The sequence below is a fragment of the Flavobacterium cerinum genome (genome assembly GCF_004028155.1).
GTDB lineage: Bacteria > Bacteroidota > Bacteroidia > Flavobacteriales > Flavobacteriaceae > Flavobacterium > Flavobacterium cerinum.
In genome coordinates, this window is sequence record NZ_SBII01000010.1 from 21,331 (window position 1) to 37,990 (window position 16,660).

Sequence of the window (16,660 nt, forward strand, 5' to 3'; positions counted from 1 at the left end):
ATCCAGCTGTAAAAATAGTATATATTTACAAATAGAAATTTAACCCAAGGGTTGAAATAGATAATATGACTACTACTGACACTAAACAAGAGATTGAAAAAAATGGTTTTTCCATTATAGAAAATATTTATACAGATATCGAAATACAGCAACTAACTGATATTATAGATAATACTGACACATCAGGTGCGACTTTTCGGAAATCAACCAATCTCTTTGCTATAAGACAATTTTTAAAAGAAATGCCTGAAATAAGCCATCTTCTATTTAATAACTCCCTTAAACAGCTTATAAAAGAAGTATTTGGTGAAGATTATTTTGCTGTAAAATCAATTTATTTTGACAAACCCGGTGAGTCGAATTGGTTTGTAGCGTATCATCAAGATCTTACTATTTCTGTCAATACAAAAGTCGAAATTGAAGGCTTTGGTCCCTGGACAACGAAACAGAACCAATTTGCTGTACAGCCGCCATTAGAACTATTAGAAAACATCTTCACTATTCGTATTCATTTAGATGAAACCAACAAAGACAATGGTGCTTTAAGAGTTATTTCTCAATCACATAACAAGAAAATTTACCGGGCAGAAACAATAGATTGGTCGATAGAAACTGAAATTACCTGTGAAGTCCCTAAAGGCGGTATAATGTTTATGAAACCTTTACTCCTGCACAGTTCCGGTAAAACAATAAATAATAACAGGCGAAGAGTAATACATATCGAATTCAGTAACAAAAGACTACCTGATGGACTGCAGTGGGCTGAAAAAATGAATATACTTTAGCTTAAATCATTTAAATTTATAATTTAGAACATAGCCCAATGCTTAATAAATTCCTTAGCTATTTTATCCCTATTAACATCTACAAGAAAAAATCAGAAATAAGCCAGAATCTTGAAGTAACATGGAACAACGGTCAATTAGTACTCGATTCTAAAAACACCAATTACTCTTATGGAAGCCTACAGCGCATCCTGAGAAAGGGTTTGCTTTATATTGGGTTTGAACGAATAAGAGGTTTTGATAATATTCTTGTACTTGGTGTTGCTGCCGGAAGCGTAATAAAAACCATTGCGGAAGAAATTAAATTTAAAGGCCAGATCACTGGTGTAGAAATTGACCACGCCGCTATAGAAATTGCGAATACTTACTTTGACCTCAACAAAATTGATAACTGCAAAATTGTAATTGATGATGCTTTTGAATTTGTTTTGAAGACTAAAGAAAAATATGATCTTATTATAATCGATATCTTCCAGGACACTGTTATGCCTAACTTTTTATTTGAAGATTTCTTTATAAACAGAGTTAACTTATTACTTAATATAAATGGTTTTATATTATTTAATACCATGACATTAACAAAAAAAGATTTTGACAGAAATATTCATTATCGCTCCCGATTCAATGAAGAATATTCGGTGCGGATGTATCCGAAAGTCGAAGATCACAATGAACTGTATACCATTAAAAAACTGCGATAAATGCTAACCAATTCTATTCATCTTGAACTAAAAAAGCATCTAAAGAAAGTGCTCCGATACTTACTTTTGATATTACAGTGCAAAATGAAGTATGGCAATTGCATTCCAATTATTTTGCTGTTTTGTGGGTTCACGAAGGAAACGGAATTGTTGAAACCGATTTGATGAAAACCACGTTTTCACCAAATCAGATTTTTTGTTTCAATACTTATCAGGCTTTTGCATTTCATCCAAAAGAGAATTTAACTGCTACACTCCTATTGTTCCATGCGAACTTTTTCTGCATTGAAACCTATCATCATCAGGTGGGATGTAATGGAGTTTTGTTTAATAACATCTATTCTACCTCTAAAATCTTTTTACCGGAAACAGAAACCGATGAACTTTCTACGATCCTAAACAACATTAAAAATGAAATCAAAGAGGAAGAACTGGCATCGAATGAACTCGTATTTTCCTATCTGAAAATATTCCTTATAAAATTAACCCGCTTAAAATCGGATTCAGATCATTCGTTAAAGACAAGTTTCACAGCCGTTCCTGAATATCTGGAAGAATTAAAAGCATTAATAAATACTAATTTCAAAGAGCAACATCAGCCGGCTTTCTATGCAGATCAACTCAACATGACCGTAAAAGCTTTGAGTAAGGCTGCGAAGCAATACTACACTAAAACCGTTTTGGCTTTAATCACTGAAAAACTAGTTTTAAAAGCCAAATGGGAATTACTGCATACTAATACTCAAATTAAACAGATCGCCACAGAACTGGGCTTTAACGATGAATATTACTTTAGCCGTTTCTTTAAAAAACATATTGGTTTATCCCCAAAACAGTTTAGAGAAGAAGAATGGAATATGAGAAAAGGATTTTTGTCCATCCCTTAATGTCTTCTATCCATTTTCGTGTACACATATACTTCAGACATTTGCGTATTACTAGTAATACTTTAGGACTATGGAAAAATTATTTGTATATGCTGCTTCACTGCAGGACAAAGCTATTCACTTAACCCGTTTGGGTTTAATCGTTGTTTTATTATGGATTGGAGGATTAAAAGCGTTTCGTTATGAAGCGGTTGGGATTGTTCCTTTTGCTGCCAACAGCAGTCTGATGAGTTTTTTCTACACGCAAGATGCCCCGGAATATAAAACCCATATGAATAAAGAAGGTGAATATAAGCCTGAAAATATTGAATGGCACAAAGCCAATAATACTTATGGATTCTCTTACGGGCTGGGCGCTGTAATTGTTGCCATAGGATTATTGATTGCTTTATATCCTGTATCTCCAAAAGTATCTGCAATTGGGAGCCTTTTAGCTTTTGGTATGTCGCTCGCAACGTTATCATTCTTGATTACAACCCCCGAAACATGGGTGCCCAATTTAGGTGACAGCGAATATGGCTTCCCTTACCTGAGCGGCGCAGGAAGATTAGTTCTTAAAGACACTATTATGATGGGAGCAGCATTAATTACAATGAGCCAGGCTGCACGTAACTATTTAGAGCATAAAAAAAGGGATAATTAATCCCTTTTTTTATTAAATATCTTTCTTGCTTTTTCTAAGTCTTCAGGGGTGTCAATACCAATACCTGCATGGCTTGTCTCAACCATTTTTATTTTTTTACCATATTCCAGGTAACGTAATTGTTCCAGTTTTTCAGACGCTTCCAATGTCTGCATCGGCAATTTGTAGAAATCAAGCAAAGCATGTTTTCTAAAGGCATAAATCCCAATGTGGCGGTAGTATTTGACTCCTGCTTCTATATCTCTTGGATAAGGAATTACCGAACGTGAAAAATACAGGGCAAATTTCTTTTGATCTACAACAACCTTTACATTGTTAGGATTCTCTATATCCTCTTTATTTGTTATATGAATCATTAACGAGGCAAGATCGACCTCGTGGGTAATATCTCCTTTAAAAACCTCTAAAACGTCAGCTAAAGGCTCTTTATTGATAAATGGCTCGTCACCCTGAACATTAACCACGATATCTACATCTAAGTTCTCAATAGCTTCTGCAATTCGGTCGCTGCCACTTTCGTGTTCTTTAATACTCATAATGGCTTTACCGCCATTGGACACTATTTCATCAAAAATAATATCTGAATCTGTCACCACAAAAACATCATCAAACAAACCTGTGGTTACAGCAGCCTGATAGGTGCGTGTAATTACGGTTTTTCCGCCAAGGTCCTGCATTAATTTTGCTGGGAAACGTGTGGAGGCATATCGTGCCGGTATAACTGCTATAATTTTCATAGTATCAGTGTATTTTATTCTTTAAAATGATCATCTTTAAAACCAATAAGATAAAGCCTGTCTTTCGCCCTTGTAATTGCCGTATACAACCAACGAATGTAATCTTTATTTATTCCTTCAGGCAAATAAGGCTGTTCTATGAATACGGTATTCCACTGCCCACCCTGTGATTTATGACAGGTTATGGCATAAGAGAACTTTACCTGCAATGCATTAAAGTAAGGGTTGTTCTTTATTTTTAAGAACTTTTTGTACTGTGCTGTCTCGTCTTCATAATCTTTCATTACTTCCTGATACAGCTGATTGGACTGCTCATAGGTAAGTGAAGGCGATTCACTCTCTACTGTATCCAGTAACAAATAGGTCTCAAACGGAATTTGTGAAGGATAATCGACCATTCGCACTTTTACGCGCGCAAATTTAAAGCCGTACAGCTCTTCGATCCTGAAAATTTCAAGGATTTCGATAATATCGCCATTAGCAATAAAACCGGCTTCGCTCTTTTCGTTAAGCCAAAAATAGTTATTCTTTACCACCATCATAAAATCTCCGGTAGAAAGTTCGCTTTCGCGGGATAATATTCTGGTACGTATCTGCTGATTGTATTGATTCGCTCTCTTATTCGAACGAACAATAAAAGCTGTATCTTCTATACTGTAATTGCTGTATGCCTGATTAATGGCATCCTGAATATCATAACCGTCTACTAAGCGTACAATATCTTTAAATCCGCGTAGTTTAAACTGAAACGTATCCATAAATGCCGACTTAAGTATTTCCCTAAGCTCTGTAGCATTATAAAGTATGCCAGAATTCTCTTCCTGACGCATTACTTCATCCAATTCAATGTAATGAACGTCTTTGTCGTAATTAAGTGAAAGAGAATCGATATTAAGTGCAGGACTAAGATCTGAATTTACCGGAGGCAGCTGCGCTGTATCTCCAATTAATATCATTTTACAGTTATTACCTGAATACACGTAAGAGATAAGATCATCCAGCAATGAACCGTTCTCATACATTTTTGATTCCTGAATGGTGTCAGAAATCATAGAGGCTTCATCTACTATAAAAATAGTATTGGTAAATTTATTGGGTTGCATTGTAAACCCAACAGCACCCCCACCACTACCTTTTTTAGGAAAATAAATTCGCTTATGAATAGTAAAAGCAGGCTTTTGCGAATACCCTGATATTACTTTGGCCGCGCGCCCTGTAGGTGCAAGCAGTACATACTTTTTATTGGCATCAGCCAAATGATTTACAATAGTAGATATTATGGTCGTTTTACCGGTACCGGCATAACCTTTTAGTACGAATAATTCATTTTTGTTCGTATTGGTAATGAATTCTGCTGCCTTCTGTAAAAATATATCCTGTTTTACGGTTGGGTTAAACGGAAAATTTTGGCGAAGTACCTTATAAAATAAGCTGGAATTCATTAATGGGAACGGGTATTATAATTATTAGCCCAAAGATAACATGAATTTAATGAGTAACTCATCCTAAACCAAAAAAGAATGTAAATTTGCAATGAAACCATAGCTGTTTATGAACGATACTATCACCGAAAAGAATTATAAAAAACTGTCGCTGCAAATTGCTGCTAATGGTATGTCTTTTTGCTGCTTTGATATATTAAATTTTGAAATAACACACCGTGATTCGGTGGTGTTCTCTAAGTACAACCCTATTGAAGATGAGTTATGGAAAGTTTTTGTAAGCAATCCTGAACTTACCAAACCCTATGATGAGATAGTAGTACTTCACGACAGCAGCCTTAATACTTTTGTGCCCGATGCTCTTTTTGATGCTAATTATCCGGGAAGCTACCTTCAATACAATACTAAAGTTTTTGAAACCGATTTTTTTGCAGTAGATATGCTGGGAAGCTATGAGCTTAACAATGTGTATGTACCAATGATGAACGTAAATAATTTTCTAATTGACCAATTTGGTGCCTTTGATTATAAAAACGTAAACAGCCTACTGGTAAGCAAACTGCTTGATTCTTCTAAAAACATTGATGACAAACAGGTTTTTGTGCACATCCAGGATACTCATTTTGAAATTGTTATAGTACGTAACCAAAAACTCTTGCTTTACAATTCTTTTGAATACCAAACACCTGAAGATTTTTTATACTACCTGCTATTTACAATGGAGCAACTGTTTCTAAACCCTGAAACGGCTAAGGTGATTTTACTGGGTAAGATTACAGAAACCCACCCTTGCTTTACACTAGCCTACACTTACATAAGAAATATATCCCTGCTTAATACGCAGACATTACAAACTAAATGGGATCAAAACGAACAGGATACCCTACAACACTTTATACTTTTTAACTCATGAGGATTATTTCCGGAAAATACAAAGGCCGCAGGATAAGCGCACCAAAAAACCTACCCGTGCGCCCTACTACAGACATGTCTAAAGAGGCATTGTTTAATATCCTAAATAATCGTTTTGACTTTGAAGGGCTTAAAGTACTTGACCTTTTTTCAGGTACGGGTAACATAAGTTATGAATTTGGATCTCGTGGCGCAGCTAATATTACTGCTGTAGATGCCGATTTTGGCTGTGTAAAGTTTATAAAGCAGACTGCAGGAGAGTTTGATTTTAATATTGCTGCTATAAAAAGTGAAGTAGCAAAATACCTTAAAGGAAGTAAATCTTCTTTTGACATTATCTTTGCCGATCCTCCTTACAATATGGATCAAAAAGATTTTGAAGAAATTGTTGAACTTGTATTTGAAAACGAACTGCTGCAGCAAGATGGTATGATGGTGATAGAACACTCAAAGTATACTAAGCTGAGCCATATGATGAATTTTTCATTCCAGAAAAATTACGGTGGATCTGTATTTTCTTTCTTTGAATTCGAAAATGATGTACTTGAAGAAAGCGGTATTGAAGAAAATGAAGATGAAATATAGTTTTCTTACAATTACATAGTAAATTAGCCGAAAAAAATTACATTCAATCATCAAATCATTCAATGAAAAAGCTACGTTTCCTTATTGTCCTGTTTGTTCTTACATTCTCTTCATCCTATTCGCAAACTTATTTTAAATTTAATGCTCCAACAACTCTTGTAGGAGTACCACAAATAGGAATAGAAACTAGTTTAGGACAAAAATGGACCTACCAAGCCGATGTTTTAGGTTCTTACTGGGAGTCTATTAATGGAGCTCCTTTTAAAACCTTAATGGTGTTTAGTGAAGTTCGTTACCATTTTAATGAAAAATACAAAGGCCTATATGTAGGAGGTCATATTGGTGGTGCACTGTTTGAAATTCAAAAATGGGATTATATAAATACCGATAAATACCAAAAAGGAGAAGCATTGTTTTTTGGTGCTACTATAGGCTATCAGTTTCAAATTAGTGATAAATGGATGATCGATATGTTTGTAGGCGGTGGTAACCAGCAAGCCCATTACAAAGGCCGCTATTTATCTACAGGCAAACCTTATGAATTTTCAAGCTACAATAAGAGCGGTGAATGGCTTCCTTACCGTGGCGGAATTATGTTTAGCTACAAGTTATAAAAAAAGCAGGCCTGTAAGCCGGATTCTGTATTCCCTCGGAATCCTTATCATTTATCTAGACCCCACATTACTGCGGGGATCAATCTGCCTACCCCCCGGCATTGGGCGGGCAGCCCTTAATTGCCGGTGTACATGGCATTTCACCGCATAGAGTTTACCTGGTTTCACTACAGCATTACCTGTACATACTTTCTGTTGCACTTGTCCTCTCCCGGCTCTGCAAACCGGAATGACGGGTGTTACCCGCTATGCTGCCCTATGGTGTCCGGACTTTCCTCCCTCCTTGCGGACGGCGATAAGGCGGCCTGCGTGGCGCAAAAGTACGTTAGATTTTTGGATTAAAAGATCTTTAGATTATGAGAAAACAGAGAAAAACATAACCTACTGGTTTCAAACAATCTAAAAATGAAACAACATTGCTCTTCAATTTTGTAGTAAAACGTTTAACATTTCGTTGGCTCGCCAAAAAAAATGAAAGCCTTAATTTTAAGTATTAAAGTAAATAAACTTAAAATACAGCATCATGGACAGACAAATGTATCACTATGCAACGGTTACAAAAGCCCTGCAGGAATTGAACGAAAAAGGTTTTACTACCGATTTTAATCTTAAAGAAGACCACATCATTAATCACTGGAAAGATTTTGAAATAGAACACATTTACCGCTATGAGGGTGAAAGTGATCCTGGGGACGAAGCAACTGTATTTGGTATTAAATCAACATCAGGCGAAAAAGGCGTTTTTGTAGTTAGTCCCGGCGCTTATACCGAAAATGGTGCCGCAAAAGTACTTCTTGATATTAGCATTAGAGGAAGAGCTGAACAATAATAGCAATGAACAGGCTGCAAAAAAAACTAGAAAAAATAGGGAATGATCCCAAAGTAACTGCTAAAGCCGTTGGCCTTCGGTATTCTTTAAAGGCTGATAAAGGCTATTATCGAAAACACAGGGATAACGGGTTTAGTTATATAAACGAAGAAGGGAAATCTGTTAAGGATAAAATCACTCTTGATCGCATAAAAAAACTTGTTATACCACCAGCCTGGCAGGATGTATGGATCTCTCCTTTTGAGAATGGTCATTTACAGGTTACCGGCACCGATGCTAAGGGCAGAAAACAATACCGATATCATCCGTATTGGAATAAAATACGAAATCAGTCAAAATTCTTTAAATTAAGAAGGTTTGCCAATGCACTGCCGGTTATCAGGCAACAGGTAGAAAAAGATCTTAATCGAAAAGGATTACCTTATGAAAAAGTAGTTGCTTTAGTTGTGAAACTCATAGAAATGACTAATATTCGAATTGGTAACGATGCTTATAAAAAGCTGTACGGTTCTTTTGGACTCACTACATTGCGCGACAAACACGTAAAATTTGATGGTACAACCGTATGGTTCGAATTTGTTGGAAAAAAAGGCATTAAACATAAAATAAAACTCCAAAGCCGTAAAATGGCCAATTTGGTGAAAAAATGCAAAGATATACCGGGGCAGGAACTTTTTCAATACTATGATGATAACAACCAAAGACATACCATCGGATCCGGAGATGTAAACAGCTACATAAAAGAAATCACAGGGGAAGATTTTACCGCAAAAGATTTTCGTGCATGGTCCGGCAGTATTAATGCACTCTGTGCTTTTTTAGACATTGGTGAATTTACCAGTGAGACCGACTGCAAACATAAAATTATAAACGTACTCGATTCCGTAGCTCAAAAATTAGGCAACACACGTACTGTTTGTAAAAAATACTATGTGCACCCTACTGTTATTGCTGCATATGAGAAAGGTTCTATCTGGAATTATAAGCCAGATCAGGCAGATAGCAGCGAATTGAATTCAAATGAAAAAGCACTTCTTAAATTGCTTACTACTGAAGATATAGCAGAAGTACTTGCCTGATGCAAATAAATCAGAACAATAGTGTTTTATAATTATTCTATTCCTTATTTTTATATACTCTGTTTTACTCCTCTATAAATATGCATCTTAAAAAATAAGAATGGAAAATTATAGTATCGTTTTATTTATCCTTGCCCTTATGATCTGCTTATCGGCTGTTGCCGATAAAATAAAACTACCCTATCCTATCTTATTAATTATAGCAGGCATAGGCATTGGTTTTATTCCCGAGATCCCGAAGATGGAAATAAACCCTGAAATTATTTTTCTGATTTTTCTCCCCCCCTTACTGTATGATGCTGCATTTAACATTTCCTTCTCTCAATTTAAAACAAACCTTAATACTATAAGCACACTGGCAATATCGTTAGTGTTTTTAACCGTTACCGGTATTGCTGTTATGGCGCGTTATTTTATCCCGGGTATGACATGGCCGCTTGGTTTCGTATTAGGAGCGATTCTATCAGCTACAGATGCCGTTGCTGCCATTAGTATCACAAAAGGGCTGGGACTATCTCATAAAACCAGTACAATATTAGAAGGTGAAAGCCTTATCAATGATGCCTCTGCACTTGTAGCTTATCGCTTTGCGGTTGCAGCAGTTACCGGTACCGCTTTTGTGTTTTGGGAAGCCTCATTTCAATTTTTGCTTCTGATAGGCGGAGGATTCCTTATAGGACTCATTATGGGTAAAATACTGGCATTCATTATAAAGCGAATACAGGATGATGCAATTATAATAATCAGTTTTATGCTGCTTATGCCATTTGTAACCTATCAGATTGCCGAAGAATTAAATGTCTCGGGTGTGATTGCTGTCGTTATGCTTGGTTTAGGTATTTCTCATTTTAGCAACAAAATACTGCCAACCAACTTATTACACCAGTCGAAATCAATCTGGGAGATGATTATTTTTCTCCTCAATGGATTAATATTTATTCTTATAGGCCTACAATTTCCTTACATTCTTGAAAATATAGATAAGGCACTTGTATTACCATATATTGGCTATGCTTTTTTAATTACAATAGTAGTACTGATCATTCGTATGGCAAGAGTGTTTTTGCAGCAGGTAAACCTTCAAAAAGCGTATGATAAAAAGAGAGGACAAATTACCGAACATGCGCTGTTAGACTTTAAAAACAGTCTTATAATCAGCTGGTCGGGCATGAGAGGAATTGTTTCTCTTGCCATTGCCATTGGATTACCACATACACTGAAAGACGGCAGTCCGTTCCCACTTCGCAATGAGATTATATTCATTTCTATAGCCGTGGTACTTTTTACTCTATTGGGTCAGGGACTTACACTACCCTGGTTAGTTAAAAAGCTACAGCCTACCAGCGATAACGAGCAAAAATCTGAATAAAAACAACAAGATTTAATTGGTAATTACATCCTAAAAAATCTGTTGATAAAATGTAAAAATCTATCTCCTAAAAGCATCAAAATCCACTTCACAATTGCTATATTTGCTACTCAGTTATTTCTATGGAACAGTTTATTGTATCAGCCCGAAAATACCGCCCGCAAACCTTTAAGGATGTTGTGGGGCAGCAGGCTATAACCAATACACTACTTAATGCCATAGAAAACAACCACCTTGCTCAGGCACTGCTGTTTACAGGTCCGCGTGGTGTAGGTAAAACAACCTGTGCCCGTATTTTAGCCCGTAAAATAAATCAGGAAGGATATGATGACCCGTATGAAGATTTTGCATTCAACGTGTTTGAACTCGATGCTGCTTCTAACAACTCAGTAGACGACATTCGAAGCCTGATCGATCAGGTAAGGATACCACCCCAAACAGGTAAATATAAAGTATATATTATCGATGAGGTTCATATGCTCTCACAGGCTGCTTTTAATGCGTTTCTAAAAACGCTTGAAGAACCACCAAGGCATGCTATTTTTATATTAGCAACCACTGAGAAGCATAAAATTATCCCTACGATCCTATCCCGCTGCCAGATCTTTGATTTTAAAAGAATTACAGTTAAGGATGCTAAAGAACATCTAGCAGATGTTGCCAATAATCAAGGGATTACCTTTGAAGATGATGCACTGCATATTATTGCCCAAAAAGCAGATGGCGCGATGCGTGATGCTTTGTCTATTTTTGACAGGGTAGTTAGCTACTGCGGTAACAATTTAACACGTCAGGCAGTAACAGAAAACCTGAATGTTCTTGACTATGAGTACTATATAAAAGTAACCGACTTATTACTTGAAAATAAAATTCCAGAATTACTGCTTACCTATAACGATATTTTAGCCAAAGGTTTTGACGGACACCATTTTGTAGCTGGCCTTGCCTCTCACTTCCGTGATCTTTTGGTTAGTAAAAATCCTGCTACACTAATATTATTAGAAGCTGGTGAAGCAGCTCAAAATTTATATGGAATACAAGCTCAGAAAGCAAGCCAGGATTTTTTACTAAAAGCCATAGATCTCGCTAATGACTGTGACCTGAAATACAAATCAAGTCAGAATCAAAGACTACTTGTTGAATTATGCCTTATGCAGCTTGCCTCTATCACTTTTGATGGAGAAAAAAAAAAGCTGACCAATTTATAATTCCTCCCCATTATTTTAAAGATAATGCACCTTCTCCTGTTAAAACAACTACCGAAGAAACTACCCCTCGGGCACAAGTTACTGAAAACAATACCGCTACACAGCCTGTAGAGGAAAAACCAATTGGAATTACTCCGCTTCCAACTGCTTCACTTGAAGTAGAAGAACCGGAAGTCGTGAAACCGCCTGTTGTAACACCCGAAGATGATGGCCAGCCTAGAGTTTCTGCGTTTTCTTTATCCGGTTTACGTAAAAAACGTGAACTGGCCGAAAGTCAGAAAGCAATGGTAAGACATACTGATGAACTTCCACGTGAACCATTCAATGAAACAGATATGCGTTTGCAATGGAATAAATTTGTTGATCGATTAAACAATACTGGACAAAAGATCATGGCTACTTATATGACGATTAACGATCCTTCTCTTGAGGGTACAACGATTCGTCTGGAATTACCTAATGAAGGCTCTAAAGTAGATTTCGACACCAATAAACACGAATTACTAGGCTATTTACGCGGTAAACTACATAATCACGATATTGTTATTGATGTAAATGTTAACGAAATGGTATCTACAAAACATGCCTTTACGCCAATTGAAAAATTTGAAAAGCTTAAATCAATAAATCCTGCCCTTGAGCTGTTGAGAAAAACATTTGATTTAGATATATAATCAAATTTTTAAAATAGCATCATACAGATTATAATTCTCATCATCAAAACAAACAAAGACTATTTTCTGGATAGTTTCATTTTCGCTTAGAAAATCATTTACAGTATCTACTGCTATCCTGACTGCTTTATCTTTAGGGAAATGATAAATACCTGTGCTAATATTTGGAAATGCAATACTGGTAATATTATTTTCAACAGCCAACATAAGACTATTACGGTAAGAATTAGCTAAAAGAGCCTCTTTCTCATTTTTATCACCATTCCAAACCGGACCAACGGTATGAATAACATACTTTGCAGGAAGTTTTCCTCCTGTTGTAATTACCGCCTCACCCGTTTTACATCCGCCCTGACGATTACGTATTGCAACACATTCATCTAAAATAGCCTGTCCTCCTGCACGATGAATTGCTCAATCCACTCCGCCACCACCAAGCAGCGAAGTATTAGCTGCATTGACAATAGCATCATTAGCTATTTTTGTAATATCTCCTTTTATAAGTTTTATTTTGGGATTCATCTAGATATCCTTAGCAATCTGTTTTTAAATATTTTATACTAAATAGTATTATAGTACATTGCCTTAACGATACCATCTGAAAGTCCGATTTTTGGTACGTAGATATTTCTGGCGCCACTCCATTTCATGGCATTAAGATAAATTCTAGTCGCATAGATAATAACATCAGCACGATCAGGATTGAGTCCTAATTCGGCGATACGCTGTTCGTAAGAAAGACTATTAAGAAATTGATACTGAGAATTCACATAGAAATACGACAATGGCTTCTCCTGCTGTTTACCCGACATTTTAAAGAGCTTATTAATATTACCTCCAGACCCAATAAGCGTTATTGTTTCATAAGGCTCTGTCACTGCTTTTATCCATTTTTCTATCTCCTGCCATACCACATCATTCACCATATTATTAAGCAGACGAACCGTTCCATTCTTAAAGGATTTAGATGCTACGATTTTACCGCTATCAAACAGTGAAAATTCTGTGCTGCCACCACCCACATCAACATACAGGTATGTTTGATCTGTTTTTACAAGATGATGTAAATCTGTAGAAGCAATTATAGCCGCTTCTTTTTTACCATCGATGATTTCAATTTTAATACCCGATTCTTTCTCAATTAAATCGGCTACCTCATGCCCATTATACGCTTCGCGCATTGCCGATGTAGCACAGGCCATATACTTTTCTACTCTATGAACCTTCATTAGCAGCTTGTAAGCCTTCATAGCATCGATCATGCGTTCAATGTTCTCTTCGGTAATTTCACCCACCGTAAAAGCATCCTGCCCTAAACGAATAGGAACCCTAACTAATGAACTTTTATTAAACTGCGTCTCTTTCCCCTCCTGTTCTACAATATTACATACCAATAACCTCATGGCATTGGATCCAATATCTATAGCAGCATATTTTTTTATTGTAATCATTCTCAAAGTGCCTTAGATGCTTAGTTCAATAGACCCTAAGCAGCTTTGCTTATAATTGTTCGTAAATAACTTCTAATTTATTCCTGTAATAATTGTAGGTTTCAAGCTGCGCACGGAAAGGTTTTTCATCAGGACGCTTCCTGTACTTATTCTCCAGGTTCTCTGAATGTAAACGCGCTTTTACGTTAGCTTTCCAGCCAATATCAAACGTCTCTATAAGCTCTGTTTTTATATCCTTATCATAGATAGGACAGGTAACTTCCACCCTTGCATCCAGATTACGGGTCATAAAATCGGCCGATGAAATGAATACATCGGGATCGCCGCAATTTGCAAAGATGTATACCCTGGAATGCTCCAGGTAATTATCTACAATACTTATTGCTTCAATATTTTCACTCATCTCCGGAACTCCCGGTATAAGACAGCAGATACCACGAATGATCAATTGGATCTTAACACCTTCCCTGCTTGCTTCATACAGTTTATCAATCATTTTATAATCGGTAAGACTGTTCATCTTAAGCTTTATATAAGCCTCTTTACCGGCAATAGCATTAAGTATTTCCCTATCAATAAGTTTATAAAACTTAGATCGGGTATAGTGTGGCGATACAAAAAGATGCTTGTAACGGTGCACTCGATAGTTTATATCAAAGAATTCGAATATGGTATTTACTTCTTTTAATATCTGTTGATGAGCTGTAAAAAGCGTAACATCGGTATATACTTTTGCAGTAGACTCATTAAAGTTTCCTGTAGATATAAAACCATATCGTCTTATTTTCTTTTCTTCAACACGCTCAACAACGCATATTTTGCTGTGTACTTTTAATCCTTTTACTCCAAATATAAGGTTTATACCTTCTGTCTGCATCTGTTCGGCATACGATATATTACTGGCTTCATCAAAACGAGCCTGCAGCTCTATCTGCACTGTTACTTTCTTACCATTTTTAGCTGCATTAATAAGTGAACTTATTATCTGCGAGTTCTTTGCCAGCCTGTATAATGTAATCTTAATTGATATTACCTTAGGATCCAATGCTGCTTCACGAAGAAACTTAATAACATAAGCAAACGACTGATAAGGCGCATTAAGTAAATAATCCTTTTGTTTGATCTTATGCAGGATACTCCCTTCTAAACTAAGACCACTTACAGGCAATGGTACATTTTGACTGTATAAAAGATCCGGTCTTCCCAGTTGCGGAAAACTCATGTAATCTCTTCTGTTATGATATCTTCCTCCGGGAATGATACTATCAGATGAATCAATCTCCATGCGCATAAGGAAAAACTCCAATGTATCTTTTCCTATAGCCTGATCGTAAACAAAACGTACGGGCTCTCCAATACGCCTGTCTTTTACACTTGTGGAAATTTTTTCCATAAGGCTTTTACTCTGGTCGCTATCTATTTCCAATTCAGCATCACGTGTAATTTTAATCATGTGAGCCGAGATACTATCATATAAAAATATATTAAAGATACTATGCAGGTTAAGACGTATAACATCATCAAGCATAATGATATACTGTTTATCATTATTTGATGGAAGTATAACAAACCTGTTAATGTTCTTCGGAATCTCTACTACTGCATAACGCACTTCTTGAAGTGTAGCCTCATCCTCTTCTGTGGCAGGTTTAGCCTTCATAACAAGCTTAACAGCAAGATAACCGGAAGTATCTTTCAGTAACGGAAATTCATCTAAATCGTTAAGGATAATGGTAACTAACTCAGGACTTACTTTTTGAATAAAGTAGTCTTTTATAAATTGCTCCTGCGCTTTGTTAATTTGACTTTCGTTTACGATATAGATATTCTCTTTCTCGAGTTCTTTTTCAATAACGCTAAGTATCCTTAAGCTTTCCGATTGCTGTTCAATAACAATCTCTGTTATTTCGTTAAGAAGCTTTTGGGCAGTTATACCACCAAGAATTTTCTCACCAGTCTGCCCCTCTAGGCTAAGACGGCGGATAGCTGCATAGCGTACCCTAAAAAATTCGTCGAAGTTATTTGAAAATATTCCTAAAAATCGTAATCTGTCTAATAATGGTACTTTCTCATCTCCTGCTTCCTGCAGTACCCTTGCATTAAATGCCAGCCAGCTTTTTTCTCTATCAATATACCTGTTTACCGGTGAGTGGTGGATCATGTTTTTTTAATTCACTTGGAAATAATACTTTTTCTATCTTACCTCTTCGTATATCTTTCCAGTCATTTTCCTGGAAAGAAAGAGATACAAACCCCGCTGTAGGCACATTCTCTATAGCGCGGTTCCCAAAGATATTAACAAAATTAGTAATAGCATCGTTATGACCAAAAAGAATTAGGTTATCAAATTGGTTATTACAGCTTTTTATAGCTTCTTCCAGAGCTTTTTCATCAAAAGTATACAACTCATCTTTAAAAACTATGGTATCAATGGGAATGGATAGGTTCTCAGCAAATATAAAAGCTGTATTTTTTGCACGCTGCGCCGTGCTGCTCCACACTATATAGGACTTAGGAAGGTAGTTCTCTGCTTGTGACGACACTAAATGCGCATCATTAATTCCTCTTTTAGTAAGAGGGCGGTCTTTATCCGCCATTGGGGTGTCCCAACTGGACTTCGCATGGCGAATAAGAATTAGGTTTTTCATACGATTTAGTATTACGAATTAATATCAGTAAATACTAAATTTCTAAAAAAAAATAAAACCAGACTCCCTATTATATGTTAATTTGCTATTAAAGTT

18 protein-coding genes and 1 other RNA gene are annotated in these 16,660 nt (G+C 36.3%); 12 read left to right on the forward strand and 7 right to left on the reverse strand.

The features are described from left to right. Positions 1-65 precede the first annotated feature (65 nt). The 4 genes from EPI11_RS13600 to EPI11_RS13615 all read left to right on the forward strand — a co-directional run bounded on the left by EPI11_RS13600 (position 66) and on the right by EPI11_RS13615 (position 3,016). Positions 66-785, forward strand: coding sequence for a phytanoyl-CoA dioxygenase family protein (locus EPI11_RS13600; protein WP_128390532.1), 720 nt, complete (start codon positions 66-68; stop codon positions 783-785). Between the two features lie 38 nt (positions 786-823). After that, a complete protein-coding gene (locus tag EPI11_RS13605; RefSeq protein ID WP_128390533.1) occupies positions 824-1,486 on the forward strand; it encodes a spermidine synthase in 663 nt (220 codons plus the stop codon). Between the two features lie 164 nt (positions 1,487-1,650). Continuing rightward, positions 1,651-2,373 carry an AraC family transcriptional regulator gene (locus EPI11_RS13610; RefSeq protein ID WP_128390534.1) on the forward strand — a complete coding sequence of 241 codons (723 nt, stop codon included), beginning with the start codon at positions 1,651-1,653 and terminating at the stop codon, positions 2,371-2,373. 70 nt (positions 2,374-2,443) lie between these two features. Beyond that, positions 2,444-3,016, forward strand: coding sequence for a DUF417 family protein (locus EPI11_RS13615; protein ID WP_128390535.1), 573 nt, complete (start codon positions 2,444-2,446; stop codon positions 3,014-3,016). Here the strand turns inward: EPI11_RS13615 and kdsB are convergent. Then, positions 3,013-3,753: a 3-deoxy-manno-octulosonate cytidylyltransferase gene (gene kdsB, locus EPI11_RS13620; protein WP_128390536.1), complete on the reverse strand. Its 741-nt coding sequence runs from the start codon at positions 3,751-3,753 to the stop codon at positions 3,013-3,015. The two genes, EPI11_RS13615 and kdsB, sit on opposite strands and share 4 nt — an antisense overlap. A gap of 14 nt (positions 3,754-3,767) precedes the next feature. Beyond that, on the reverse strand, positions 3,768-5,195 hold the full coding sequence (locus tag EPI11_RS13625; RefSeq protein ID WP_128390537.1) for an ATP-dependent DNA helicase: 1,428 nt from the start codon (positions 5,193-5,195) through the stop codon (positions 3,768-3,770). A 109-nt stretch (positions 5,196-5,304) separates the two neighbouring features. Here EPI11_RS13625 and EPI11_RS13630 point away from each other — a divergent pair, with 109 nt between their 5' ends. From EPI11_RS13630 to EPI11_RS13640, 3 genes are all read left to right on the forward strand, one after another. Continuing rightward, the gene (locus tag EPI11_RS13630; protein WP_128390538.1) at positions 5,305-6,108 is read left to right on the forward strand and encodes a DUF3822 family protein; all 804 of its coding nucleotides are present in this window, start codon (positions 5,305-5,307) and stop codon (positions 6,106-6,108) included. Further along, positions 6,105-6,692 (forward strand): 16S rRNA (guanine(966)-N(2))-methyltransferase RsmD, encoded by a 588-nt coding sequence (gene rsmD, locus EPI11_RS13635; protein ID WP_128390539.1) that lies wholly within the window; start codon positions 6,105-6,107, stop codon positions 6,690-6,692. Before EPI11_RS13630 ends, rsmD begins: the two co-directional genes overlap by 4 nt. Before the next feature lie 62 nt (positions 6,693-6,754). Then, positions 6,755-7,306, forward strand: a complete 552-nt coding sequence (locus tag EPI11_RS13640; RefSeq protein WP_128390540.1) for a DUF3575 domain-containing protein — start codon at positions 6,755-6,757, stop codon at positions 7,304-7,306. On the opposite strand, the gene rnpB is transcribed toward EPI11_RS13640, so the two are convergent. Further along, an RNA gene (rnpB, locus tag EPI11_RS13645) (RNase P RNA component class A) lies at positions 7,305-7,618 on the reverse strand. The genes EPI11_RS13640 and rnpB overlap by 2 nt on opposite strands. Positions 7,619-7,829: 211 nt before the next feature. On the opposite strand from rnpB, the gene EPI11_RS13650 reads away from it, so the two are divergent. From EPI11_RS13650 to EPI11_RS13670, 5 genes are all read left to right on the forward strand, one after another. Then, positions 7,830-8,135 carry a hypothetical protein gene (locus EPI11_RS13650; protein WP_128390541.1) on the forward strand — a complete coding sequence of 102 codons (306 nt, stop codon included), beginning with the start codon at positions 7,830-7,832 and terminating at the stop codon, positions 8,133-8,135. 5 nt (positions 8,136-8,140) lie between these two features. Beyond that, entirely contained in the window at positions 8,141-9,214 is a 1,074-nt protein-coding gene (locus EPI11_RS13655; protein ID WP_128390542.1) for a DNA topoisomerase IB, read from the forward strand. A gap of 100 nt (positions 9,215-9,314) precedes the next feature. Next, the gene (locus EPI11_RS13660; RefSeq protein ID WP_128390543.1) at positions 9,315-10,583 is read left to right on the forward strand and encodes a Na+/H+ antiporter; all 1,269 of its coding nucleotides are present in this window, start codon (positions 9,315-9,317) and stop codon (positions 10,581-10,583) included. A 122-nt stretch (positions 10,584-10,705) separates the two neighbouring features. After that, the gene (dnaX, locus tag EPI11_RS13665) at positions 10,706-11,791 is read left to right on the forward strand and encodes a DNA polymerase III subunit gamma/tau (RefSeq protein WP_128390544.1); all 1,086 of its coding nucleotides are present in this window, start codon (positions 10,706-10,708) and stop codon (positions 11,789-11,791) included. Between the two features lie 176 nt (positions 11,792-11,967). After that, positions 11,968-12,465, forward strand: coding sequence for a DNA polymerase III subunit gamma/tau (locus EPI11_RS13670; RefSeq protein WP_241657628.1), 498 nt, complete (start codon positions 11,968-11,970; stop codon positions 12,463-12,465). Here the strand turns inward: EPI11_RS13670 and EPI11_RS13675 are convergent, their stop codons facing one another. The 4 genes from EPI11_RS13675 to EPI11_RS13690 form a co-directional block, all read right to left on the reverse strand. Beyond that, positions 12,466-12,876 carry a macro domain-containing protein gene (locus EPI11_RS13675; protein ID WP_317125645.1) on the reverse strand — a complete coding sequence of 137 codons (411 nt, stop codon included), beginning with the start codon at positions 12,874-12,876 and terminating at the stop codon, positions 12,466-12,468. Positions 12,877-13,025: 149 nt separating this feature from the next. Further along, entirely contained in the window at positions 13,026-13,916 is an 891-nt protein-coding gene (locus tag EPI11_RS13680) for a Ppx/GppA phosphatase family protein (protein WP_128390545.1), read from the reverse strand. A gap of 49 nt (positions 13,917-13,965) precedes the next feature. Further along, positions 13,966-16,077, reverse strand: coding sequence for a polyphosphate kinase 1 (ppk1, locus tag EPI11_RS13685; RefSeq protein WP_128390546.1), 2,112 nt, complete (start codon positions 16,075-16,077; stop codon positions 13,966-13,968). Next, positions 16,043-16,564, reverse strand: coding sequence for a SixA phosphatase family protein (locus tag EPI11_RS13690; RefSeq protein ID WP_128390547.1), 522 nt, complete (start codon positions 16,562-16,564; stop codon positions 16,043-16,045). The genes ppk1 and EPI11_RS13690 overlap by 35 nt, the downstream gene beginning before the upstream one ends. Positions 16,565-16,660: the final 96 nt, after the last annotated feature.